The following is a 22026-nucleotide window of genomic DNA, read 5'->3' on the forward strand; positions in this document are numbered from 1 at the left end:
TCCTCAACAGCGCGCGCTCTCCTGAAACAACGCCGCTGCCTCTTGCGCCAACTCCGCCGCGAGCCAGAGCACGTTGTTCAGATGTTCCCTAGGAAGTCTCGATTTGCGGGAATAACTTTTCTTCAGCCCACAATGGCGGCTTGAGTACAACGAAGTCGTGGCGTCGGGTTTCTTCTCCACTTCTTCACAATGGGAGCGCGACCTGATGAAGAGCCGAATCATGTACATCGAAGCGAAGTCGGGCGGCCTGACAGGACCGGCCCGCATCGGCCGAGTCACCAGTTCCAAGTCGGGGGCAACCCTGTACTACGGAGGAAAGGCCTTTCGCAGCCTGAAGGGAAGCGGCTTCAAGTCGAACTATTTCGACGTTGAAACCGGCGAGCACTATTGGATTTCGGGGCCTCGACGGGACGGGAAAGACGCCCTCTATGCGACGCACATTCGGCCCGTCATAGACGATGACGTTCGAGACGAGTATTGGTCGAAGATTCGCGGGGAGGCGGTGCTATGCGGGGGTGAGAAGCAACTCGCGTGAGTGCCGGTAGGCGCGACCCAGGGGTTCTACCAAGCAGCAAACTTCAAACCATGCCAGCAGCAAATATGCAGAAGTCCCGCTCGATAGCTCGGCGGGCACTAGTTCTTTCCGCGGTGTTATTGGTGACAAGCGGATGTGCTCCCATCGAAGTGAGGGAAAGTCAAAAGCTTGATGCCGTCTTGACAGCTTCCAAGGGAGCGCCGCCTGCAAAATTGGCTCAGAAGTTGGCTCTGCAAGGCTATACCTGTACTGCAGCCCCTGAGGTTCCATCGAGCAAGAAGGCGATGCTGCAGTGCTCAAGTCAGAGAGACAACCTGTGGCCGCCCTACTCTTGCATCTTCCGCGTCGACCTGGAAGCTGAACCGCAGGCAGGCTCGAGCGGAACATCTCCAGTCGTGAGCCATGCATGCGCTGGACTATAGGCGGAATCCGGCCGAGGCCCAGTCGCTCGGAAACTCGACTCAGCTCGCCCGGTAGTGGGCGTTCGAAGCTTCCGGGCAAGGGTGCGTTGGACCGCTGGAAGCCTGCCTTCGAGTACGATGCGCCTCGACTACGGGGAGCGCGCATGCGAATTGGAATCCGTGGCCGGGCCGTCGTGACGCTGAGCCTTGCTCTGGCGTGTGCAATTGGTCTGGCGCAAACCCCGTCCGAGCGGGACGGCAAGCTATCACCCATGAAGCTCGAACACGGCGTTTCTATTGACGCGCCGATCGACTGGATAGCGTCCAACACAGCGGGACGCCAAGCACTACTCGGAAAAATGGCGTCGACCTCCGGGGACGCTGGGCGCATCGCCCAAAAAGAGTCGATGGTGACCACGCTACTTGCGCGCCAGGCTGGGCCCCAGCCGTTCGGTACGAGCGTGCGCATCGTGAGCCAGCCTCCCAACACCTCCGAAGCCACTATTGCAAAAGCCACTGAAGAGGATCTTCGTGCCTACTCAAAGCAGGCCGAAGTGGTCATGAGCAGCACGCTCCGCTCGTTGGGCATGGAACTTCTCAAGCTTTCACCTTTGCGGCGAGTTACGCTAGCGGGACGCCCCGCACTGTTCAGCGAGGCGGTGCAGACGACGCCGAGAGGCGATCTCTATGTACGGCAGTACATCGTGGCAACAAGTGACCACAACTTCCGTGTGACGTTCCAGATGCAAGACAGAGAGCGCGCGACCTGGATGCCCATGGTGGAACTGATGGAACGGTCGATAAAGTTAGCGGATTGAACAGCCGTCAAAGGCCGGCGGGGCGATTGGTCGGCGTTCGGCCCACAAGCGGACCTGGAACCTCGCACTTCGGATGAAGCATGAAAGAAGCACTTCTCGAGAAGATCGACGCTGCCCTCGCTGAGATTCGGCCCATGGCCGCGCAGTCGTTCGAGCCGGCCATAAGCATAGAGCGCCAACTTAGGTGGTGCCGAAACTTCGTTCTGGGTGGCTCTCAGAACGACCGGCCAGGTTCGTTCTCGATGGGCCTCATCGCCGTTCGCGAGTTCGATATGTACGGGGACCGGCCCGAACTCGCGGCCCTCATCAACGATGTTCAAGGCCTGATGCAAGCAAAGTTGGGGCGGTGCTGACAGGCTGAATCCAGCCAGAATCCGTTTTCGTTCTGTGTCTTTGTTGATGCAAAGGGATACTTTGCCGGTATCGACGTCGATTGCCGCACCAACTTTTTTCGTATCTATCCGACCACTGCGCCACTTCCTTCAGATGGACGTGACGTCTTGCTAGGGCGGCAAGACGCTCAAGCAAGCCGCACTCATACTTTGTTATGAACGCGGACAGGAACTCGCAACCTCTCCTCGCCATTCATCGCACCAGACTAGTACTTCGGTGAGCTCGATCGCGTATCGCTTTTGCGCAAAACCAACCACCGGAGCGGCATATCGATCCGCGCCCGTAACAACGCTTGAAATTGTCATCGGTTCGGGCCCACACTCCGAACGCCTGTCACTCTGGATAGATCGCGATGTCCTTTTCGTTCGGTGCCGTTGTCGTCACTTATTTCCCCACCGACGGGCAACTGACGAACCTCCATTCGCTTGCACAGGCGTGCCCGCGCCTTTGCGTGGTCGACAACACGCCAGAAGTGGGCGACTGGCATCGCACGCTCATTGATGCGGGGATCCCCGTGCTGCACAACGGCAACCGTGGCGGCATCGCAGGTGCTTTCAACTGCGGCATCGTCGAACTCGAAGCGCGGGGCGTCGAACTCTTCTTTCTGCTCGACCAGGATTCGGAGCTGCCGACCGGCTACTTCGACGCCATGTGCCAGGCCGCGGTGGCAGCACGAGACAGGAAACACGACCGAGGCACAGGCGATGCCGGCGTGAGCGAAGAAGACGCCGCCTTCCTGATCGGCCCGCTCGTCCACGACACGAACCTGGACGCGCTGATTCCGCAATTCGGCCTGGAGGGCAAGCGTGTCTATCAGTTCGACCTGCGAAAGCCCTTCACCGAGCCGCTGGTTCGCTGCGCCTTCCTGATCTCTTCTGGCTCTTTGATTTCGCGCGCGGCCTGGGCCAGGATCGGTCGCTTCGACGAGCGCTACGTGATCGACCACGTCGACACCGACTATTGCATGCGTGCACTGCACTGCGATGTACCGATCTATCTGAATCCGCAGGTCGTGCTTCGGCATCAGATCGGCGATCTCCAGGCGAAGTCGCTGTTCGGTTGGAAGATCTACGTCATCAACTATTCGGCCGTGCGCCGCTATTACATTGCGCGCAACGCCCTCGACCTCTCGCTGGCGCATGTGCGTGCCTTTCCTGCGATTTTGTTCATCAACGTCTATACGCTGAAGCAGATCCTGCCCATGCTGATGTTCGAGCGCGATCGTTTGAGAAAGTGCATTGCACTGATGGTCGGCTTATTCGATGGCCTGCTGGGTCGGCTTGGCGGCATCCGCGAGGCGCGTCCCCGGATGAGCAAGTACCTGAGCCGCAGCGGTTGAACTCGCGATGACTTCGACCCTTCAAGCGCCGCGCGCCCGCCGTGCCGCGCTCGCTTTCATATTCGTGACCGTGCTGATCGACTTCCTGGCGTTCGGGTTGATTCTTCCTGGTCTGCCGCATCTGGTGGAGCGCCTCGCTGGCGGCAGTACCGCGACAGCGGCGTACTGGATCGCAGTGTTCGGCACGGCGTTTGCGGCGATTCAGTTCATCTGCTCGCCGATTCAGGGCGCCTTGTCCGATCGCTTCGGGCGGCGGCCGGTGATCCTGCTGTCATGCCTGGGGCTGGCCGTGGACTTTGTGTTCATGGCCCTGGCCAACAGCTTGCCCTGGCTGTTCATCGGCCGGGTGGTGTCCGGTGTGTTCTCGGCCAGCCTCACTGCAGCCAATGCCTACATCGCCGATGTGACGGCGCCAGAGGAGCGCGCCAAAAGCTACGGCATAGTGGGCGCGGCGTTCGGTGTCGGCTTGGTGCTCGGGCCGGTGCTCGGCGGCCAACTGAGCCACATCGATTCACGCTTGCCGTTCTGGTTCGCGGCCGGCCTGACCATGCTCAACTTCTGCTACGGATGGTTCGTGTTGCCGGAGTCGCTGCCGCCGGAGCAGCGCAGCCAGAAGTTCGACTGGTCGCATGCCAACCCGATCGGATCGCTGGTGCTGCTGAAGCGCTATCCGCAGGTGTTCGGGCTGGCGGCAGTGATCTTCCTTGTGAACCTCGCGCAGTATGTTTATCCCAGCGTGTTCGTGCTGTTCGCCGACTACCAATACCGCTGGAAGGAAGACGCCGTGGGTTGGGTGCTCGGACTGGTAGGCGTGCTCAGCGTGCTGGTCAACGTGCTGCTGATCGGGCCAGGCGTGAAGCGCTTCGGCGAGCACCGCACCCTGTTGTTCGGGCTGGGTTGCGGCGTGCTCGGTTTCGTTATCTACGGCTTCGCCGATGCAGGCTGGGTCCTTGTGGCTGCGCTGCCGTTCGGCACGTTGTTGACGGTCGCCGGACCGGCGGCACAGACGCTGCTCACCAGGCAGGTCGACGCTAACGAGCAAGGTCGCGTTCAGGGCGCGTTGACGAGCCTGGTGTCAGTGGCAGGTATCGTCGGGCCAGCGATGTTCGCCGGCAGCTTCGGTTATTTCATCGGCGCGGACGCACCGGTGCACTTGCCAGGCGCACCGTTTTTCATTGCCGCGGTGTTCCTGGGCATTGGCGCGCTGATCGCGTGGCGCTACGCACGGCCGACGGTGGCGGTGGACGCAACAACAGCGGTAGTCGAGCCGACCTAGCACGGCCTTCTCGACTATGCCGGCAAGGTCATGGGCAACGGAAGCTATATTGTTCACTCAGCAACAAGAGAGAAGTCACCATGGCAAAAGCCTATTGGGTCAGTGCGTACCGTGCCGTCAAGGACGCCGACAAACTTGCAGCCTATGCGAAGCTGGCCGGCCCGGCGATCACCGCCGGCGGTGGGCGCTTTCTGGCGCGTGGCCTGCCCGCCAAGGTCTACGAGTTCGGTTTGTCCGAACGCACGGTGTTGATCGAGTTCGACAGCATCGAGCAAGCTACGTCCACGCATGACAGCCCTGACTACCAAGCCGCGCTTGTCGCTCTGGGCGACGGTGCCGAACGGGATCTACGGATCATCGAAGGGGTTTGAGCAACGGCGGGCCAGGGCCCGGTGCCGACTCAGGCAGCCGAGTCCCTCGAAGGCAGCAACGCCTCCAGGACGAAGCGTGTCGGGCCGCTGGCGCCTCGGTCACTGACCGCGAGACCGAGCTGCCGCCATAGTGCCGGGCTGAGCGGGCGGACTGCGATGCGAGGATCACGCCGCGCGGGCTCGTGCGATTCCTCCGGCAGCAAGGCCGCTCCGTAGCCGGCGGCGACCAGTGTCCTGATCGCATCGTTGTAGTTGAGCTCGATGCGCGGCCGACAATGGACGCCAGCCGCAGAGAACCATTCCGCTGTCAGCCGGTAGAGACGTGTGGAAGAGTCGTTCATGATCAGCGGACGCTGGGCCAGCCACTGCGGGGTAAGCCGCTTGGGTGCTTTCCAGTCCGCCGGCAGAAAGGCGACGACAGACTCGCGCCGCAGGGGAGTGACATGAACGCCCCGCACAGGCGCCTGCGGTAGCGCCACGACCGCCAAGTCAAGGCTGCCTGCGGCGAGCCGGGCCATGCTGTCGTTGGAGGTCAGCACCTGCACGTTCACGTCGATGCCGGGATGGTTCCGGGCAAGACGTTCGAGCGCGGGCGGCAGCAGGTGCGCAATGGCGCCTGTCGAGGCTCCCACCCGCACGCGGCCCGTTTGGCCGGCGAGCTGACGTCGAACGTCCTCCACTGCGTCGTCCGCGTCCGCCAGCAGCCTGCGGGCACGCGCGATGAAGCGCTCTCCCAAGGCGGTCGCTTGCGCGGGCCCCCGCCCGCGAACGAGCAACTGGCCACCCAGGCGCGACTCCAGTTCCGCAATCTGGACGGTGACGGTGGGTGCCGCCAGGTGAAGGGCGCGCGCAGCATTGGCCAAAGACCCGAGGTCGGCGATGGCGACAAGGGTGCGCAGATGGTCAAGGCTCAGTTCCCGCATATGGCTAATTTAACTTTTCTTAATCTGGGGTTCCATATATTTAGCTGGAGCCATCGAGGTCGTATCCCTACGATTGCGCTCCATGGACCTCAATATCTTCATCGACGGCGACCAGGGCACCACCGGCCTTGACCTGCAGAACCGCCTGCGGGGCGGGGAATTTCGCATCCGCACATTGCCGACAAGCCTGCGCAAGGATGCGGCTGCCCGCCGGGCCGCTCTCAACGAGTGCGACATCGCAATCCTTTGCCTGCCCGATGCCGCGGCGCGCGACGCGGTGGCGATGATCGATAACCCTGCCGTGCGCGTCATCGATGCCAGCTCGGCCCACCGTACCAGTCCGGGTTGGGTCTACGGCCTGCCGGAGCTCGATGCACGGCAAGGCGAACGTATCGCCTCGGCACTGCGGGTCACGAATCCGGGCTGCTATCCCACCGCCGCGGTCGCCCTGCTGCGACCGTTGACGGATGCGGACTTGTTGCCCACCGACTATCCGCTGGTCATCCATGCCGTCTCAGGCTATTCGGGTCAGGGCAGGGCGGGGGCGGAAGCGCACGAGGCCGCAGCTGGCGGCGCAGGAGCGCATTCGCTGAAGGTCTATGGCCTTGCACTCGAGCACAAGCACGTCGCGGAAATCGAGGCCTATGGCGGCTTGGCGCAGCGGCCCATCTTCGTGCCGGCCTATGGCAGCTACCGGCAGGGCATCGTGCTCACCATCGGATTGCACGCGCGGATGCTTCCCTCTGATGCTTCGGGCGTGCGCATCCACGAATGCCTTGCGGAACGATACCGCGATGCGGCGCATGTGCGCGTGCTGCCGATGTCGTCTGCCGCGCCAATGGCCGAACTGGATCCGCAAGTCCACAACGGCTCGAACGACATGAGTCTGGCTGTGGCATTCAATGAACGCACAGGTCAGATCGTCTTGAGCGCGGTTCTCGACAATCTGGGCAAAGGTGCTGCGGGCGCGGCCGTGCAGAACCTGCGATTGATGGCGAGCGCTTAGTAGCCCACTTTGTGAATTCGAAAGGGATATGGCTCACGCAGCCGGATTGTTGTGGGTCCTTCTTTCCCCACCTCTCACCACGCATACCCCGCCTGCACCCGAGCAGCAACCCTGTTATTGCTCCCACTGCTCGTAGCCGTCGAAACCCCCACCCCCAGATTCAGGTTGTCATTGACCTGATAGCCAAACGCAAAGCCCACAGCCGACGCACCTGCATAGTTGCCAACAGCCGCGCCCATCCATTTCTTGCCAACCGGCAGCGTTGGCATCGACGGCATGGCCAGCGCAGCGGCCACGCCCTGCGCAGCAAATGCATTGGCCTGGCTGGTCGCGTTGCTCACCGCCTGCTGCAGCTGATTGACGTTGACTGCGTCAGTGCCCAGCACCCCCGGCGCGACATTCGTGATGCCGCGCAACTGACCGGTGGCGGCGTTGCCCACCGACACGGTGTTGTCGCGCTCTGCCACGGAGCCCTGGCCCAGTGCGACCGCGTTGTTGCCAGAGGCCAATGTGTTGGCGCCCAGCGCCACGGCGTTGTTGCCGGTGGCGATGGCGTTGTTGCCAACTGCGGTGGTGGGGTCGGCCAGCGCCTTGGCGCCGGCACCGATGGCGACCGAGCCCGCATTGCTGGCTTGCGCCCCGTTGCCGATGGCCACGGTGTTCTCGCCATTGGCCTGTGCGTTGGTGCCCATCGATGTGCTGCCCGCGCCGCTGGAACTGGCGCCGGGGCCGCAGGCCACGGCACCGCCAGCGCCCACAGCGCAGACGCCGCTGGCCAGGGCCTGGTTCATCAGCGTCTGCAGCGCCGTCACCTGCTGCACGGTGAAGTTGTTGGCCGTGGTGATGGCGGTCTGTTGTGCCTGCTGCACCTGGCCGACGTTGGCTGCATCGGTGGTCGCCTGACCCGCGCTCACGTTGTTGATGGTGGTGCCGGCGCCGCCGTTGGCGTTGAGTTGCAGCGATGTGCCGCCCGCGCCGTACTGCGCCGAGTTCTGCGCGAGGGACTGCGCGGTCGAGGCGGTCTGCTGCACGGTGTAGAGCTGGCTGCCGTTGACGGCATCGGTGCTAGTGGCGTTCACCGCGCCGGCGTTGATGTTGACGAGGGTGCGCGTCTGGCCCGCCGAGCCGAATGAAACGGTGTTTGCCGCGGTGGCGACCGAGTTGGCGCCGATGGCTGCGCTATTGGTCGCGCCACTGGCAACCTGGCTGCCCGTGCCGACGGCCACGCTGCCGGTGGCCAGCGCCGACGCACCGGATGACCCGTTGTAGGCGCCGCCAATGGCGGTGCTGCCGTTGCCCGATGCCACGGCGCCCTGGCCGGCGCCCGAGGCACTGCCGATGGCGACCGCCGAGACGCCCGATGCCTGCGCGCCGCTGCCGCCCGCCTGGCCGCTGAAGCCGCAGCAGCCGTCCGTGCCCTGGCCTCCCGACCCGACGGCGATGGCGCCGCTGGCAGAAGCTTGTGCACCGCTGCCGCCGTTGCCGCCCGTGCCGCCCGCGAGCCCCTGCCCGGCGGTGCCGCCGCCGCCGATGGCCGTCGCGCCGTTCGCGTTTGCGCTGGCGCCCGCTCCACCTCTGCCGCCGGTTCCGCCGGCGGTTCCGTTGCTGCCGTCGCCGCCCGCTCCGATCGCGGTGGCGCCATCTCCGGAGACCGTGGCTGCGCCACCGCCGCTGCTGCTCGTCCAGCCCGGCTGGTTGGGGCCGGGGTTGCCGGCGTCACCGGCCACGTAGCCCGCTGCGTGAGCGCTTCCCATGGTGAGCAGGGCCACGGCCGGCAAGTACCGGCGCGAGAGCTGGAGTCGAGTGAGCATGGTTCTTCCCTTGCAAAAACGAATAAGACAAAACGCGGGCGAGTGTGTCTTTTTGTTTGCAGAAGAGCCATACCCGAGAACTGGTAGATCCGGCTCCGGCAAGGCTCGGCGTCAGGTTGAGCGCGTCATACTCCCAGCCGGATCATTCGCACGGGATGTGATGTGCCAACCGAGCCGGGAGTAGAAGAAATGATGACTGCATGCTGGCGTGCGTCGCTTGCCGCACTGGCGCTTGCCTTCTCGATGCTGATGAGCGCCTGCTCCAGCCTGCCGCCCCGTGTGCCGGAACAGCCCGTCAGCGCCATCTCCGATTTCTCGGCCACGCCGTTGAGCGTGATCACGCAGAAGGTTCTGCCCACGGACACCCGCTCGGGCTTTCAGCTTTTGCCCTACGGTCCAACATCTTTCGTCACCCGCATGGAAATGGCGAAGCTCGCCACGCGCAGCCTCGACGTGCAGTACTACCTGCTGGCCGCAGACAACACCGGCCGCGCCCTCATGCGCGAGCTACGCGACGCCGCGCTGCGCGGTGTTCGCGTGCGGCTGCTGGTCGATGACCTCTACACCACTGGCGAAGACGATCTGCTGCTGGCGCTCGCCAGCTATCCGAACGTGCAGGTGCGCCTGTTCAATCCGTTCCCAGGCGGGCGCGGCAGCGACGTGACACGCTTCATCAGCTCGGGGCTGGACTTCGACCGCATCAACCGGCGCATGCACAACAAGCTGTTCGTGGCCGACAACGCCGCGGCCGTGGCGGGCGGTCGCAACATGGCAGACGAATACGTGATGAATGCCGCCGGCAGCAACTTCGTCGACATGGACGTCTTCGCGGCCGGCCCGGTGGTGCGCGAATTGTCGAACGAGTTCGACCACTACTGGAACAGCGAAGTCGTCTACCCTGTGGGCCAGATTGCACGCAGCACGCTGACACCCGCGCAACTGCAGCAGAACTTCGAAGCGCTCACAGCCACGGCAAAGCCGCCCGAGGCATTCCGAATCCCGCTGGACGGCAAGATCCTCAACGCCAGCGCAAACGAGCCTTCCGTCGTGCCGCTCGACATGGTGCCGATGCTGAACCTGCCTTTCGAGCTGGCCGAGCACCAGTTGAGCCCGCTGCTGTGGGCCAATGCGCGCGTGCTGTTCGATCCGCTCACCAAGACCGAGGGCCTGAATGAGCGCGAGAACTCCATCAAGGGCACGGTGACCGAAGGCGTCATCCGCTGGTTCGAGACTTCGCGCTCCAGCATCAAGATGGTGTCGCCGTATTTCGTTCCGTCCGATGCGGCCGTGGCCAACCTGGCGCGGGCGCAGGCCGAGGGCATCAGCGTGTCGCTGGTCACCAACTCGCTTGCGTCCACTGACGAACCATGGGTGTACGTGGGCTACTGGCCGCACATCCACGAACTGCTCAGGTCCGGTGTGACCATCTACGAGCTGAGCCCCACGCTGAGCGTGAAGCGCGGCAAGTACGGCATCTTCGGCCACCGCACGGGCGCGTTGCACATGAAGAACGGCATCGTCGACCAGAAGCAGGTGTTCCTCGGTTCGATGAACCTCGACCCCCGCTCGGCCCGGCTCAACACCGAACTGGGCGTGATCATCGACAGCCCGGAGATGGCGCGGCAGCTGTTGAGCTTCGCGGATGCGGGCAGCTCCTATCGCTTGCGGCTCGACGCCACCGGCCGGAACGTCGAGTGGGTCGAAGAAGACGAGGACGGCAAGGAGACGGCCTACGACGTGCCGCCCGAAACCTCGGCGTGGCAGCGCTTCAAGCTGCGATTGATCGCGCCGTTCATTCCGCAGAGCCAGCTGTAGCGGCTCTGCGTTCGCGGGCTCGCCCTTACCGCTCTTACACGTTGCTGGTGGCGCGCACTTCCTCGATGGTGGTGTGCCCGGCCAGCACCTTCTCGATGCCGTCCTGTCGCAGCGTGCGCATGCCTTCCTGCAGGGCAGCCTGCTGAAGCTCTTCCGCGCGTGCGCCGGTCTGCACCAGTCGACGCAGCGTCTTCGACATGGTCATCAGTTCGTGGATGCCTACGCGCCCCTTGAAGCCGGTGTCGCCGCAATGCTTGCAGCCGGTGCTGGTGTAGGTATGCAGGTGCCCGTCGCGGCCGTATCGCTGCACCCAGTCGTTGCGCACCGCCTGGCGCTGGGCCGCATCGTGCTGCTGCGCGCCGAAGGCGTGCATGTAGTCGTCCAGCAGTTCGTCGACGGTCTCGGGGCTTGCGGGCTTGCTGCTGGTGCATTGCTTGCACAGGCGGCGCACCAGCCGTTGCGCGAGCACGGCCAGCAGCGAGTCCGCGAAGTTGAACGGGTCCATGCCCATGTCGAGCAGGCGCGTCACAGTCTCGGGCGCGCTGTTGGTGTGCAGGGTCGACAGCACGAGGTGGCCGGTCAGCGAGGCCTCGATGGCGGTCTTCGCGGTTTCCTCGTCGCGGATTTCGCCGACCATGATCACATCCGGGTCGGCGCGCACGAAGGCGCGCAGCGCCTTGGCAAAGGTCCAGTCGATGCGCGGATTGATCTGCACCTGGCGCAACCCGGCCTGCGTGATTTCGACCGGGTCTTCCGCCGTCCAGATCTTTCGCTCCGGCGTGTTGATGTGCATCAGCGCCGAGTGCAGCGTCGTCGTCTTGCCCGAGCCCGTGGGGCCCACGCACAGCACCATGCCGTAGGGGCGCTCGACGGCCTTGGTCAGCTGCGCAAGGTTGTTCGGCGAGAGACCCAGCTCGCGCATGGGAATGGGCTTGGCCGATGCCAGGATGCGCATCACCACGTCTTCGAGCCCGTTGTTGGTGGGAATGGTCGCCACGCGCAGTTCGATGCGGTGCTGCGGCGAGTACTTCGCGAAGTTGATCTTGCCGTCCTGCGGGTTGCGCTTTTCGCTGATGTCCAGGTCGCACATGATCTTCACGCGCGCGACGATGGCGTTGCGGTAGCTCGGCGGCAGCTCCAGGTAGGTGTAGAGCAGGCCGTCGCGGCGAAAGCGGATGCGGGTCTTTTCCTGGCCGGGATAGCTCTCGATGTGAATGTCCGATGCGCCCTCGCGATGCGCCTCGAGAATCATGCTGTTGATCATGCGCACCAGCGAGTTGTCAGACTGCTCGATGGGCGCGTCGGAAGTGGGCGCGGCGGGGCCTTCCTTCTCGAGCGTCTGCAGCAGTTCGCTGGTGCCGGCCATGTCGAAATCGAGCGGCTGGCTGGGATCGAGGCTGGACGAGAAGACGCCAGGAGAGGAGGTTGTGTGCTCGCCGATCTTTTCGTACACCGCTCGCAGCACGCCGTCGAGGTCGAGGCATTGCCCGACGACCGGCGTGACCTTCATCTGGGCGATGAACTCCACTTCGTCGAGTGCCGAATGCCGGCTGGTCGGGTCGTCGATCGCCACGACGAGGCGCCCTTCGTGCAGCATCAGCGGCATCACCTGCAGGCGGCGCGACACCGCATACGGGAGCTTGCGCAACGCCTCGGCTGCCGCGGGAAACAGATGCAGGTTGACGAGGGGATAGCCCATCTTGCGCACCAGCGCGGTCTGCAGCTGGCCGCGGCTCACTACGCCCATGCGCACCAGCGTCTCGCCCAGCGGCACCGTGGGCTCGAGCTGTTGCTGCGCGAGCCCCGCGCGAAGCTGCTCGTCGGTGATCATGCCCAGCGAAGTCAGCGCCTCGCCGATGCGTGCGATCGGCGTGCGGCTCTGGGCTTCGAGCGCGCTATGCAACTGCTCGGGCATGACGACTTCGATGGGGGGCATGGGGCGATCTCCTGTCTGGATTGCGGACAGGTAATCGTAGAGCGTGATCGATGCACTTGCCACCAGCTTGACCCTTGAGTACACAAGTTCTCAATGCTGTAATGAAATGCCCCCCAAGGCTTCGCGCACTTCGTGTCGCTTCGCCCGCCCCTCGCCGGGGGCGACACCTTCTCGGCCGTGGTTCGCACCCCGAATCTCCTTTAGTCCTACGCGGATTGCCCGCCAGCTGACCAAGCATGGCCACGATGCGTCAATTGATCCTTGCAACAACCCTGGGGCTGAGCGCGCTCGGCGCTTCCACACAGGCCGAGCCCGTCAAGGTGCCCGTCGACAGCGACGAGAAGGGCTCCGTGTACGTCGCGCCCAACGTCAACCCGACCGAAACATCGGCCACCGTCAAGGGCGGCACGGTCGGCGTGCTGCGGCCCGATGGCAGCGGCACCTACATCGGCACCGACACCTCCATGCCACGGCCCACTTACTCGCTGGGCGGAAGCACGGGCGGCAATCTGTCGCTCTCGGGCGGGTTGTCGTCGGACGGCAAGAACAACAACGGCGTGAAGGCCGGCGTCACCATCAAGTACTGAGTCGGGTACCGAAGGTCCCCACGGGCTCAGACCAGCGTGCCGTAGACGATGAACCCGTCGTGCGTTGCGACCTTGTCGTAGAGCGTGCGGCCGGCGGTGTTGGTCACGTGCGTCTGCCAGTACACGCGATGCACGCCCGCATCCTTCGCGCGCTCGTACACACCCTGGATGAGCTGGCGGCCGACGCCGCGCCCGCGCTCCGACGGCAGCGTGAACAGGTCCTGTAGATAGCAGGTCGGCTCCAGGCGCGTGGTGCTGCGGTGAAAGAGGTAGTGCGTCAACCCGACCAACTGGCCGTCGCGTTCGGCGACCAGCGCGTGCACCGGCTCGTAGGCATCGAAGAAGCGCTGCCAGGTGGCCTGTGTGATCTCGTCGGCCAGGGCGGTAGTGCCCTCGCGTCCATAGAAGGCGTTGTAGCCGTCCCAGAGCGGCTTCCATGCCGCGTAGTCTTGCGGCGTCGGCGGGCGAATCAGGAGGGAGGGGGAGGTCATGGCGTCGGTGGTCTGCACGTTGAAAGACATGCGATTGCAACATGACCCGGCTCAGGGCGCGAAGAACTCCTTCAGGGCTTCTTCAGGCAACTGTCCATGCAGGCCGATGGCGACAACGCCGGGGCGCGTGTCATCGGCGGGCGGCGCGGCCTTGCGCAAGCTGCCGTGACGGCCGGCGAACTGCACCTCCGACCATTCACCGTCGCCAGTGCGCAGCAAGCCCTTGAGCCTCAGCACACCGGGCGGCACCTCGCGCAGCCAGGCGCGCAGCGTGGCTGTGGGAATCACCGCTTCAGGCCGCGCGCTCCACGTCTGAAACAACGATCCGTGATCGGGGTTGTCATGGCCGTGGTGATCATGACAGTCATGACCGCAGACATGCGGAGCCACATTCCCATGTGGCAACCCCGACAGCAGCGCCAGCGGCACCGCCGATTCAGTCGTCTCGATGCACGGCGTTCCCGGTGCTGTCGCCCCGACCCACGCTCTGGCCGCAGCGAGCGCCTCGGCGGATGCAATGTCGGCCTTGTTCACCACCACCAGGTCGGCCGATTTCAGCTGCCGCACCAGCGTGTCCGCCAGCAGCGGGTCTGCCGACTGCTGCGCCACCGCGCTCGCATCCACCAACACGATCACGCCTTCGAGACTCAGCTCCGGCGCGGCCATGCCGATCTGCGCGATGCGCCACGGGTCTGACACGCCGCTGGCCTCGATCACCACTGCGTCGAACGGAGTCTTGGCCTCGATCACGTCTACCAACGCGCGCCCCAGGTCGTCGCCGATCTGGCAGCACACGCAGCCGTTGGTCAGCGCGGTGGTGTCGCCGTGCGTGGCGGCAATCAGCTCGGCGTCGATGTTGAGTGCGCCGAAATCGTTCACCAGCACCGCCATGCGCAGGCCGTTCGCCTCGCGCAGCCAGCGGTTGAGCAGCGTGGTCTTGCCCGCGCCCAGGAAGCCGCCGATGACCGTGAGCGGCAAGCGCTTCTTCTTCGGCGTCATGTGGCCTTCAAGCTCTTTGCGCCTCGAACACGCGGCCCGACAGCACCGTGCCCCACACGCGTGCATCCTTCAGAGCCATCGGGTCCATCTCCAGTGGGTCGTCTTCCAGCACGCAGAAGTCGGCGCGCTTGCCGCATTCGATACTGCCGATCTCGCCGTCGAGCTTCAGCGTCCATGCTGCGCCTAGCGTGATGGCGCGCAATGCCTGCGGCACGCTGATGCGCTCGGCCTCGCCCAGCAGCCGGCCCTTGGGCGTGATGCGGTTCACGGCGCACCATGCGGTGAAGAGCGGCCCGAGCGGCGTGACGGGTGCATCGGAGTGGATGGCCAGCGGCACGCCCGCCGCCAGCGCGCTGCCGCAGGCGTCGAGCCGGTTGGCGCGGTCGGGGCCCATGGTCATTTCGTAGTGCTGGTCGCCCCAGTACCAGATGTGGTTGGCGAACAGGTTGGCGCACAGGCCCAGCGATGCCATGCGGCGGAACAGCGGCGCGTCGATCATCTGGCCGTGCTGTAGCGTGTGGCGGTGGTCGGGGCGCGGCGCGCGCGCGAGAACGCGGCCGATGGCGTCGATGGCAACCTCGCTGGCCTCGTCGCCGTTGGTGTGCGTGTGGATGGTGAGCCCGGCGCGGTGATAGGTCTCGAAGTCGGCTTCGTACTGCGCGGGCGCGGTCACCCAGATGCCGTTGGGCGCGCCGTTGAAATGCCCTGGCCAGCGCAACCGCGCCGAGAAGCCCTGGATGGAGCCGTCGAGCATCATCTTCACGAGGCCGTAGCGAAGTCGGTCGGTGTTGCGCGGCATCAGGCCCTTCACATGCTCCGCGCCCTGTGCAGCGCCGTGCGTACCGTGGAAGGCCTGGAACGCGGGCAATATGCGCACACCGAAGCCGTCGTCCTGCGTCACCACCTCCAGCACGCCGCAGTCTTCAGGCGTGAGCTTGTTGACGAGGTCGGTCGCGGTGGTCACGCCCTGCAGGCAGGCCAGCCGCGCGAAAGAGCGCACGCCGGCTTCGGTCATCGGCGCGAGCAGGCCGGCGTTGCCGATCTTGCGCAGCACCAGGAACATGGCGGCCGGCTCCTGCAGCTCTCCGGTGGGCTCGCCTTCGTTGGCGCCATTCGCGAACTTGACCACGCCTTCGACCTCGTTGTCGCGCGTGATCTCGGCGATGTTCAGCATCGCGCTGTTGACGTTCATCAGGTGGCCGTTGGCGTGGCCGATGACGATGGGTCGTGTGCTGCTCGCGCGGTCGACGTGTTGCACCGTCATGCGCTCGCCGCCGAAGTAGATGGGATCGAACCCCCAGGCGATGAGCGGCCGGGTGTCGGGTACGCCGTCGGCCGTCATCTTCGCGGCCACTTCGGTCAGGCGAGCGACCACCTCGTCCATTGAGCGCAAGCCGCTCCACACCTTGCCTTCGGGGTCGCGGCGGTCGAACCAGCCGAGGTACGTCCAGTCCCACATGCTGCCTTCCTTCAGGTGGCAGTGGCCTTCGACGAGGCCGGGCATCAGCACCTTGCCGGCAAAGCGCTCGTCGAGCGTGAAGGGGCCCCAGCCCTGAATGTCCGCCAGCGCACCGACGGCAAGCACGCGGCCGTCGCGCACCGCCACGTGAGTGGCATGCGGCTGCATGGGGTTCATGGTGATGATCTTGCGGGCGGGGTAGACGGTGGTGTTGCTGGTGCTCATGGCGATGTGGGAATCGAAAGAGGAGGGCGCGGCAAGCCGTCGATGACATCGACGCGCCTGCAGCGTACCCAATGATCGGGCGCGACTTCGCGCAGCGGCGGCAGTTCGGCCGCGCAGGCCGGCTCCGCCACCGGGCAGCGGCCTGCAAAGCGGCAGCCTTGCGGCGGGTTGATGGGGCTCGGCGGATCGCCGCTGAGTTTGATGCGGTTTGCCGCGCGCCGCCGCCCGCCGCTTACCGTGGGCACGGCCGACATCAGCGCCACGCTGTACGGGTGCAGCGGCCGCGCGAAGAAACTGCGCCGCGGCGCGCGCTCGACGATCTGGCCGAGGTACATCACGGCGATGTCGTCGCAGATGTGCTCCACCACCGCCATGTCGTGCGAGATGAAGAGGTAGGTCAGGCCCAGCTCGCGCTGCAGCCGGGCGAGCAGGTTCAGTATCTGTGCGCGAATGGCGATGTCGAGCGCCGACACCGGTTCGTCGCACACCACCAGCTCCGGGTTGGTGGCCAGCGCCCGCGCAATGTTGATGCGCTGGCGCTGCCCGCCCGAGAACTGGTGCGGAAACAGGTGCTGCTGCTCGGGCCGCAAGCCCACCGCCTCGAACAGCTCGGCCACGCGGCGCGTGCGTTCTTCCGGCGTGCCCACCCGCATCAGGTCGAGCGGCGCACGCACCGCAGCGCCAGCCCGCTCACGTGGATTGAGCGAGGAGAACGGGTCCTGAAAAATGATCTGCATGCGCGTGCGCGCCTGCCGCAATGCTTCGCCCTGCAGCGCGCCCAGGTCGGTGTCGCCCAGCTGCATGCGGCCCGAGGTAACGGGCGACAGCCGCATCACCGCAAGCGCGGTCGTGGTCTTGCCCGAGCCTGATTCGCCGACCACCGCGAGCGTGCTGCCACGTCGGACCTCGAAAGAGACGCCGTCCACCGCCTTCACTACTTCGGGCGTGCGGCCCCAGCCGGCCTTGCCGCGCGGAAAGTGCACCTTCAGGTCGTCGACCGAAAGCAGCGTGTCGGTCTTGCCGATGAATGTCATGCGGCCTCTCTTTCGCGTTGGTCGAGCGCTTCGGCATGCAGCCAGCAGGCCGCGCCGTGCGGCACGCCGGCGGCCACATTGCCGTGCAGCGCGAACATCGGCGGCACCTCGACGGCGCAGCGCTCCATTGCGCGCGGGCAGCGTTCGCGAAACGCGCAGCCCGTGCCCAGCTCCCATATCGATGGCACCACGCCTGCGATCTCGGCCAGGTCTTCTCTGGCATCGTCGTCGTACGCTGCGCTGCTGCCTAGTTCGGGCAGGCAATCGATCAACCCGCGCGTGTAGGGATGGCCGGGCTCCGACAGCACCTGCTCGGTCGTGCCCTGCTCGATGACGCGGCCCGCGTACATCACCATCACGCGGTCGGCCATCTCGGCGACTGCGCCCATGTCGTGCGTGATGAGCATGATGGCCGTGCCTTTCTCGCGTTGCAGTTCGCGCAGCAGGTCGAAGATCTGCGCCTGCACCGTCACGTCGAGCGCGGTGGTGGGTTCGTCGGCGATGAGGATGTCGGGGCGGCAGGCCAGCGCCATCGCGATCATCACGCGCTGGCGCATGCCGCCGGAGAGCTGGTGCGGGTACTCGTCCACGCGCCGCTCGGGTGCCGGAATGCCCACCTGCTGCAGCATCTCGATGGCGCGCTGCCTCGCTGCACGTGCGTTCATGCCCGCATGCAGCTGAAGCGATTCGCCGATCTGGTCGCCCACGGTGAACACCGGGTTCAGCGATGTCATCGGCTCCTGGAAGATCATCGAGATGCGGTTGCCGCGCACCTCACGCATGCGTGCGTCGGTGGCCTGCACCAGGTCTTCGCCCTGGAACAACACCCGACCGTCGCGGATGCGGCCCGGCGGCGAGGGAATGAGCCGCAGCAGCGCCAGCGCGGTCATGCTCTTGCCGCAGCCCGATTCGCCAACCACGCACAGCGTTTCGCCGGCGCGGATCTCGAAGTCGACTCCGTTGAGAACCAGCGCCTGGCCGCGGCGGGTCTTGAACTCGACGTGCAGGTTCTGCACGCGCAGCAGTGCGTCGTCGTTCGTCATCAGCGTTCCCTCAGCTTCGGGTTGAGGGCATCGTTCAGGCCATCGCCGATCAGGCTCACGGCCAGCACGGTCACGAAGATCGCCGCGCCGGGAAAGGCCACGGCCCACCAGCATGAGAGCACGTACTGCCGGCTGGAGCCGATCATCAGCCCCCAGCTCATCTGGTTCGGGTCGCCCAGCCCGAGGAAGGACAGGCCCGCCTCGAACAGAATCGCCGCGCCGATGGCCAGCGTGGCCGACACCACCAGCGGCGGCAGCGCATTCGGCAAGATCACCTTCCAGATGATGCGCGCATCGCGTGCGCCGATGGCACGCTCGGCCCGCACGAACTCAAGTCCGCGAAATTTCATGAACTCGGCGCGCGTGAGCCGCGCGGTGCCGGTCCAGCTCACGATGCCGATGGCCAGCGTCACCGTTACCAGCGTGGGCGAGAACAGCGTTACCACCACCATCGCAAACAGCAGCGCGGGCAGCACCTGGAAGAACTCGGTCAGCTTCATCAGCGCCGCATCGACCTTGCCGCCGTAGTAGCCCGCGAAGGCGCCGAGCGTGATGCCGATCAGCACCGAGAGCAACGCGGCCACCGCACCCACCAGCAGCGTGGCGCGCCCGCCGTAGATCAGCGCGGTGAGCACGTCGCGGCCCAGATAGTCGCTGCCGAGCCAGGCGTCTTCGCTGAAGGGCGGCGTAAGCGGCGCGGCCTTGATCTCGAACGGGTCGGCCGGGTAGACCCATGGCCCGGCAATGGCCACGAGCAGCACGATCAGCAGCATCGCCATGCCGGCGATGGCCGCAGGGTTGCGCAGGAACATGCGCATCGCTTCCACGCCCGGGTGCTCGACGCGAAGGGCGGGCTTTGCCTGGGCCTTGGAAGATGCGGCAGCAACGGTAGGCATCGTGATCACCTTGCTCATGAGGCCTTGATCCGTGGATCGATGAAGCGGTAGCACAGGTCGGTGAGCTGGTTCATCACCACCACTACGATGGAAGAGAACAGCAGCACGCCAAGAATGGTCGGGTAGTCGCGCCGCAGCACCGACTCGAAGGCCAGCCGGCCGAGGCCCGGCCAGTTGAACACCGTCTCCACCAGAATGGCGCCGGCCAGCACGTTGCCGAACTGCAGCCCCAGCACCGTGACCACCGGCAGCAGCGCGTTGCGCAGCGCATGCTTGTAGAGCACCACGCGGTCGGCCAGACCTTTTGCGCGTGCGGTGCGGATGAAGTCGGAGCCCAGCACGTCGAGCATCGACGAGCGCGCAAGCCGGCTGTATTGCGCCAGGTACACCAGGCTCAGCGTGAGCGTGGGCAGCACCAGGTGCTGTGCCACGTCGAGCATGTCCGCGAAGCCGCCGGTGCCCGTCGAGTCGATGGAGCGCATGCCCGCGACAGGAAGAATCGGAAACACCGATGCCAGCAGGATCACCAGCATGATCCCCAGCCAGAACACTGGCGCGGCGAAGCCCACCAGCGACAGCACGGTGATGAACTGCGAGAGCAGCCCATTCGGCCTGCGCGACGACAGCACGCCCAGGGCAGTGCCCACGAAGAAAGCCAGCAGCACTGAACTGAGCACCAGCAGCAGCGTGGCCGGCACGCGCTCGGCGATCATGCTCGTCACCGGCAGGTTGAAGAAGTACGAGTAGCCCAGGTCGCCCTGCGCCACCTTGCCCAGGTACACGCCGAGCTGCACCGGCAGCGACTTGTCGAGCCCGTACTGCGTGCGCAGTTGCGCCATCAGCTCGGGCGACATGCCGCCGCTGGCGCCGGCAATGGTTTCCACCGGGTCGCCCGGCGCCGCGTGCACCAGCACGAAATTGAGCACCACCACCGCGAGCACCAGGCCCAGGGCCTGAAGCAGTCGCGAGGCGGTGTAGCGAAGCGTGCCCATGTCGTGCCCGCCTTACTTGAGATACACCTCGTCGAGCGGCGACAGCGGCCCCCAGATGGTGGTCGGCACGTTGCCCACCTTCTTGCTGGTGATGGTGTGATACGGCACCTGGTTGATGAACTCGATGGGCAGCTCATCGGTCACGATCTTCTGGAAGGTCGCGTAGTAGGCCTTGCGCTGTGTCGGATCGATCAGGCCGCCGGCTGTGTTGAGCAGCTCGTCGACCTTCGGGTTGGCGTACGACTGCGTGTTGGTCCAGACGATGGGCTTGATGTTGGTCGACAGGTAGGTGCGGTGCACGCCGATGATCGGGTCGCCCCAGTTGAACACCGCGTCCATCGACATGTCGAAGTCGTGCGAGGCCAGGCGCTTGGCCCAGGCCGGGAAGTCGGCCGAGGCGCGCACCTCCACCGTGATGCCCACTTTCTTGAGCTGGCCGCGGATGTACTCGGCCACGTTCTTCTGCTGGTCGTCGCCGCCGGGCAGGTAGTCGATGGTGAGCTTGAAGCGCTCGCCGCCCGCGCCTGCCTTGTAGCCCGCGGCGTCGAGCATTTCGCCGGCCTTTTTGAGGTCGAGCGGGTAGCGCACGAGGTCGGGCACGGCAAAGGGGCTGCTGGCCACCAGCGGGCCGTCGGACACGGTGGCAAAGCCGCCCATCAGCGCCTTGGTGATGAAGTTCTTGTCGATGGACGTGGCGATGGCCTTGCGCACCTGCACGTCCGACAGCGGCTTCTTCGCGGTGTTGAAGGCCAGCCAGTTGAGCGGGCCGATGCCGTCATAGCCCTTGGGCGTGAGCGACACCCTGGGGTCGTTCGCGAAGCGCTTCAGGTCGGTGGGCAGCGTGGCGAAGGGCAGCATCTGGATGTCGCCGCGCTCCAGCCCGAGCACCAGGCTCGCCATGTCGGGCGTGACGTTGACGATGATCTTGTCGAGATAAGGCTTGCCGGGCAGGAAGAACTTGTCGAAGCGCTCGAGCACGATGCGCTGCGCGGGCTTGAACTCCGTCACGCGGAAGGGCCCCGAGCCGATCACGTCGGTGGTGTTGCGCGGGTGGTTCTTCAGGTCTTGCCCATCGCCGTAGATGTGCTTGGGAAGAATGGGGCACAGCGCCGGCGACATCGCAAGCACGATGGCCGGGTGCGGCACGCTCATGCGGATGATGGCTGTGTACGCATCGGGCGTTTCCACCTTCTCGACCGGGCCGAGCATGGTGGTGAACGGGTGGTTGGCCTTGATGGCCATGATGGAGAAGGCCACGTCGGCCGAGGTGACGGGCTTGCCGTCATGGAACACAGCGTCTTTGCGCAGCTTGAGCGTGAGCGACTTGCCGTCGTCGGCCAGCTTCCACGACTCTGCAAGGTAGGGCTGCGGGTTCCACTTGTCGTCGAAGCGCAGCGGGCTCGCGAAGATCTGTGTCGAGGGCAGGGCGGTGGCAATGCCCGACTGCACCGCGCCGTTCAGGTGCCGGGGTGTCTGCGTGCTGCCGATGACCAGCGTGCCGCCGCGCTTGGGCTCATCGGCCGCGGAGGCGGGCTGCGGGAGCAGAGTGCTCGCGGCCAGGAGCGCGGCGGAAAGCAGTGTGGTGCGGCGCGTGAAAAGGGAAAGCGGGAGCTGCATGACAAGACCTCGGAGAGTTCGACACAGGCAATCGGATTCGGCCAACGCCAACGCGAAGA

Annotated in this window: 20 protein-coding genes; 9 read left to right on the forward strand and 11 right to left on the reverse strand. The window is 65.3% G+C overall.

From position 1 onward, the window contains the following. Window positions 1-220 precede the first annotated feature (220 nt). The 6 genes from NWF24_RS07580 (at window position 221) to NWF24_RS07605 (ending at window position 5133) form a co-directional block, all read left to right on the forward strand. The gene (locus tag NWF24_RS07580) at window positions 221-535 is read left to right on the forward strand and encodes a 1-deoxy-D-xylulose-5-phosphate synthase (RefSeq protein WP_258353654.1); all 315 of its coding nucleotides are present in this window, start codon (window positions 221-223) and stop codon (window positions 533-535) included. 673 nt (window positions 536-1208) lie between these two features. After that, window positions 1209-1754, forward strand: coding sequence for a hypothetical protein (locus NWF24_RS07585; RefSeq protein WP_258353655.1), 546 nt, complete (start codon window positions 1209-1211; stop codon window positions 1752-1754). An 80-nt stretch (window positions 1755-1834) separates the two neighbouring features. Continuing rightward, window positions 1835-2107 carry an immunity protein Tsi6 family protein gene (locus tag NWF24_RS07590; protein ID WP_258353656.1) on the forward strand — a complete coding sequence of 91 codons (273 nt, stop codon included), beginning with the start codon at window positions 1835-1837 and terminating at the stop codon, window positions 2105-2107. Window positions 2108-2598: 491 nt separating this feature from the next. Continuing rightward, a complete protein-coding gene (locus NWF24_RS07595; RefSeq protein WP_258353657.1) occupies window positions 2599-3486 on the forward strand; it encodes a rhamnosyltransferase in 888 nt (295 codons plus the stop codon). Window positions 3487-3493: 7 nt separating this feature from the next. Then, window positions 3494-4762, forward strand: coding sequence for a TCR/Tet family MFS transporter (locus NWF24_RS07600; RefSeq protein WP_258353658.1), 1269 nt, complete (start codon window positions 3494-3496; stop codon window positions 4760-4762). 80 nt (window positions 4763-4842) lie between these two features. After that, the gene (locus tag NWF24_RS07605; RefSeq protein ID WP_258353659.1) at window positions 4843-5133 is read left to right on the forward strand and encodes a DUF1330 domain-containing protein; all 291 of its coding nucleotides are present in this window, start codon (window positions 4843-4845) and stop codon (window positions 5131-5133) included. A 29-nt stretch (window positions 5134-5162) separates the two neighbouring features. On the opposite strand, the gene NWF24_RS07610 is transcribed toward NWF24_RS07605, so the two are convergent. Then, a complete protein-coding gene (locus NWF24_RS07610) occupies window positions 5163-6056 on the reverse strand; it encodes a LysR family transcriptional regulator (protein ID WP_258353660.1) in 894 nt (297 codons plus the stop codon). An 82-nt stretch (window positions 6057-6138) separates the two neighbouring features. Between NWF24_RS07610 and argC the strand changes: the two genes are divergently transcribed. Then, window positions 6139-7062 (forward strand): N-acetyl-gamma-glutamyl-phosphate reductase, encoded by a 924-nt coding sequence (gene argC / locus NWF24_RS07615; RefSeq protein ID WP_258353661.1) that lies wholly within the window; start codon window positions 6139-6141, stop codon window positions 7060-7062. A gap of 74 nt (window positions 7063-7136) precedes the next feature. Here argC and NWF24_RS07620 read toward each other — a convergent pair whose 3' ends face one another. Then, window positions 7137-8873, reverse strand: coding sequence for a YadA family autotransporter adhesin (locus tag NWF24_RS07620; protein WP_258353662.1), 1737 nt, complete (start codon window positions 8871-8873; stop codon window positions 7137-7139). 189 nt (window positions 8874-9062) lie between these two features. On the opposite strand from NWF24_RS07620, the gene NWF24_RS07625 reads away from it, so the two are divergent. Continuing rightward, window positions 9063-10688, forward strand: a complete 1626-nt coding sequence (locus tag NWF24_RS07625) for a phospholipase D family protein (RefSeq protein WP_258353663.1) — start codon at window positions 9063-9065, stop codon at window positions 10686-10688. A gap of 34 nt (window positions 10689-10722) precedes the next feature. On the opposite strand, the gene NWF24_RS07630 is transcribed toward NWF24_RS07625, so the two are convergent. Continuing rightward, window positions 10723-12624: a GspE/PulE family protein gene (locus NWF24_RS07630; protein ID WP_258353664.1), complete on the reverse strand. Its 1902-nt coding sequence runs from the start codon at window positions 12622-12624 to the stop codon at window positions 10723-10725. A gap of 245 nt (window positions 12625-12869) precedes the next feature. Between NWF24_RS07630 and NWF24_RS07635 the strand changes: the two genes are divergently transcribed. Further along, complete coding sequence (locus NWF24_RS07635) at window positions 12870-13211, forward strand: hypothetical protein (RefSeq protein WP_093058531.1); 342 nt, start codon at window positions 12870-12872, stop codon at window positions 13209-13211. A 26-nt stretch (window positions 13212-13237) separates the two neighbouring features. On the opposite strand, the gene NWF24_RS07640 is transcribed toward NWF24_RS07635, so the two are convergent. Genes NWF24_RS07640 through NWF24_RS07675 form a run of 8 tightly spaced genes read right to left on the reverse strand, consistent with a single transcriptional unit; the run spans window position 13238 to window position 21967 of the window. Continuing rightward, window positions 13238-13702, reverse strand: a complete 465-nt coding sequence (locus tag NWF24_RS07640; RefSeq protein ID WP_258355257.1) for a GNAT family N-acetyltransferase — start codon at window positions 13700-13702, stop codon at window positions 13238-13240. Between the two features lie 51 nt (window positions 13703-13753). Continuing rightward, complete coding sequence (locus tag NWF24_RS07645; RefSeq protein WP_258353665.1) at window positions 13754-14701, reverse strand: CobW family GTP-binding protein; 948 nt, start codon at window positions 14699-14701, stop codon at window positions 13754-13756. 7 nt (window positions 14702-14708) lie between these two features. Further along, entirely contained in the window at window positions 14709-16385 is a 1677-nt protein-coding gene (locus NWF24_RS07650; RefSeq protein WP_258353666.1) for an amidohydrolase, read from the reverse strand. Continuing rightward, window positions 16382-17419 (reverse strand): ABC transporter ATP-binding protein, encoded by a 1038-nt coding sequence (locus tag NWF24_RS07655; RefSeq protein ID WP_258353667.1) that lies wholly within the window; start codon window positions 17417-17419, stop codon window positions 16382-16384. Before NWF24_RS07655 ends, NWF24_RS07650 begins: the two co-directional genes overlap by 4 nt. Next, on the reverse strand, window positions 17416-18462 hold the full coding sequence (locus tag NWF24_RS07660) for an ABC transporter ATP-binding protein (RefSeq protein ID WP_258353668.1): 1047 nt from the start codon (window positions 18460-18462) through the stop codon (window positions 17416-17418). Before NWF24_RS07660 ends, NWF24_RS07655 begins: the two co-directional genes overlap by 4 nt. Further along, window positions 18462-19376 carry an ABC transporter permease gene (locus tag NWF24_RS07665; protein WP_258353669.1) on the reverse strand — a complete coding sequence of 305 codons (915 nt, stop codon included), beginning with the start codon at window positions 19374-19376 and terminating at the stop codon, window positions 18462-18464. The genes NWF24_RS07660 and NWF24_RS07665 overlap by 1 nt, the downstream gene beginning before the upstream one ends. Beyond that, window positions 19373-20350, reverse strand: coding sequence for an ABC transporter permease (locus tag NWF24_RS07670; RefSeq protein ID WP_093058462.1), 978 nt, complete (start codon window positions 20348-20350; stop codon window positions 19373-19375). Before NWF24_RS07670 ends, NWF24_RS07665 begins: the two co-directional genes overlap by 4 nt. A gap of 12 nt (window positions 20351-20362) precedes the next feature. Then, a complete protein-coding gene (locus NWF24_RS07675) occupies window positions 20363-21967 on the reverse strand; it encodes an ABC transporter substrate-binding protein (RefSeq protein WP_258353670.1) in 1605 nt (534 codons plus the stop codon). Window positions 21968-22026: the final 59 nt, after the last annotated feature.

The organism is Variovorax paradoxus (assembly GCF_024734665.1).
Lineage (GTDB): Bacteria > Pseudomonadota > Gammaproteobacteria > Burkholderiales > Burkholderiaceae_C > Variovorax.

Coding starts and splice junctions, on each gene's coding strand:
- NWF24_RS07670 (WP_093058462.1), bottom strand. CDS start 20,350: ATGGGCACGCTTCGCTACACCGCCTCGCGACTGCTTCAGGCCCTGGGC.
- NWF24_RS07635 (WP_093058531.1), top strand. CDS start 12,870: ATGCGTCAATTGATCCTTGCAACAACCCTGGGGCTGAGCGCGCTCGGC.
- NWF24_RS07660 (WP_258353668.1), bottom strand. CDS start 18,462: ATGACGAACGACGACGCACTGCTGCGCGTGCAGAACCTGCACGTCGAG.
- NWF24_RS07585 (WP_258353655.1), top strand. CDS start 1,209: ATGAAGCTCGAACACGGCGTTTCTATTGACGCGCCGATCGACTGGATA.
- NWF24_RS07580 (WP_258353654.1), top strand. CDS start 221: ATGTACATCGAAGCGAAGTCGGGCGGCCTGACAGGACCGGCCCGCATC.
- NWF24_RS07675 (WP_258353670.1), bottom strand. CDS start 21,967: ATGCAGCTCCCGCTTTCCCTTTTCACGCGCCGCACCACACTGCTTTCC.
- NWF24_RS07605 (WP_258353659.1), top strand. CDS start 4,843: ATGGCAAAAGCCTATTGGGTCAGTGCGTACCGTGCCGTCAAGGACGCC.
- NWF24_RS07630 (WP_258353664.1), bottom strand. CDS start 12,624: ATGCCCCCCATCGAAGTCGTCATGCCCGAGCAGTTGCATAGCGCGCTC.
- NWF24_RS07625 (WP_258353663.1), top strand. CDS start 9,063: ATGATGACTGCATGCTGGCGTGCGTCGCTTGCCGCACTGGCGCTTGCC.
- NWF24_RS07645 (WP_258353665.1), bottom strand. CDS start 14,701: ATGACGCCGAAGAAGAAGCGCTTGCCGCTCACGGTCATCGGCGGCTTC.
- NWF24_RS07650 (WP_258353666.1), bottom strand. CDS start 16,385: ATGAGCACCAGCAACACCACCGTCTACCCCGCCCGCAAGATCATCACC.
- NWF24_RS07610 (WP_258353660.1), bottom strand. CDS start 6,056: ATGCGGGAACTGAGCCTTGACCATCTGCGCACCCTTGTCGCCATCGCC.
- NWF24_RS07600 (WP_258353658.1), top strand. CDS start 3,494: ATGACTTCGACCCTTCAAGCGCCGCGCGCCCGCCGTGCCGCGCTCGCT.
- argC (WP_258353661.1), top strand. CDS start 6,139: ATGGACCTCAATATCTTCATCGACGGCGACCAGGGCACCACCGGCCTT.
- NWF24_RS07655 (WP_258353667.1), bottom strand. CDS start 17,419: ATGACATTCATCGGCAAGACCGACACGCTGCTTTCGGTCGACGACCTG.
- NWF24_RS07620 (WP_258353662.1), bottom strand. CDS start 8,873: ATGCTCACTCGACTCCAGCTCTCGCGCCGGTACTTGCCGGCCGTGGCC.
- NWF24_RS07590 (WP_258353656.1), top strand. CDS start 1,835: ATGAAAGAAGCACTTCTCGAGAAGATCGACGCTGCCCTCGCTGAGATT.
- NWF24_RS07665 (WP_258353669.1), bottom strand. CDS start 19,376: ATGAGCAAGGTGATCACGATGCCTACCGTTGCTGCCGCATCTTCCAAG.
- NWF24_RS07640 (WP_258355257.1), bottom strand. CDS start 13,702: ATGACCTCCCCCTCCCTCCTGATTCGCCCGCCGACGCCGCAAGACTAC.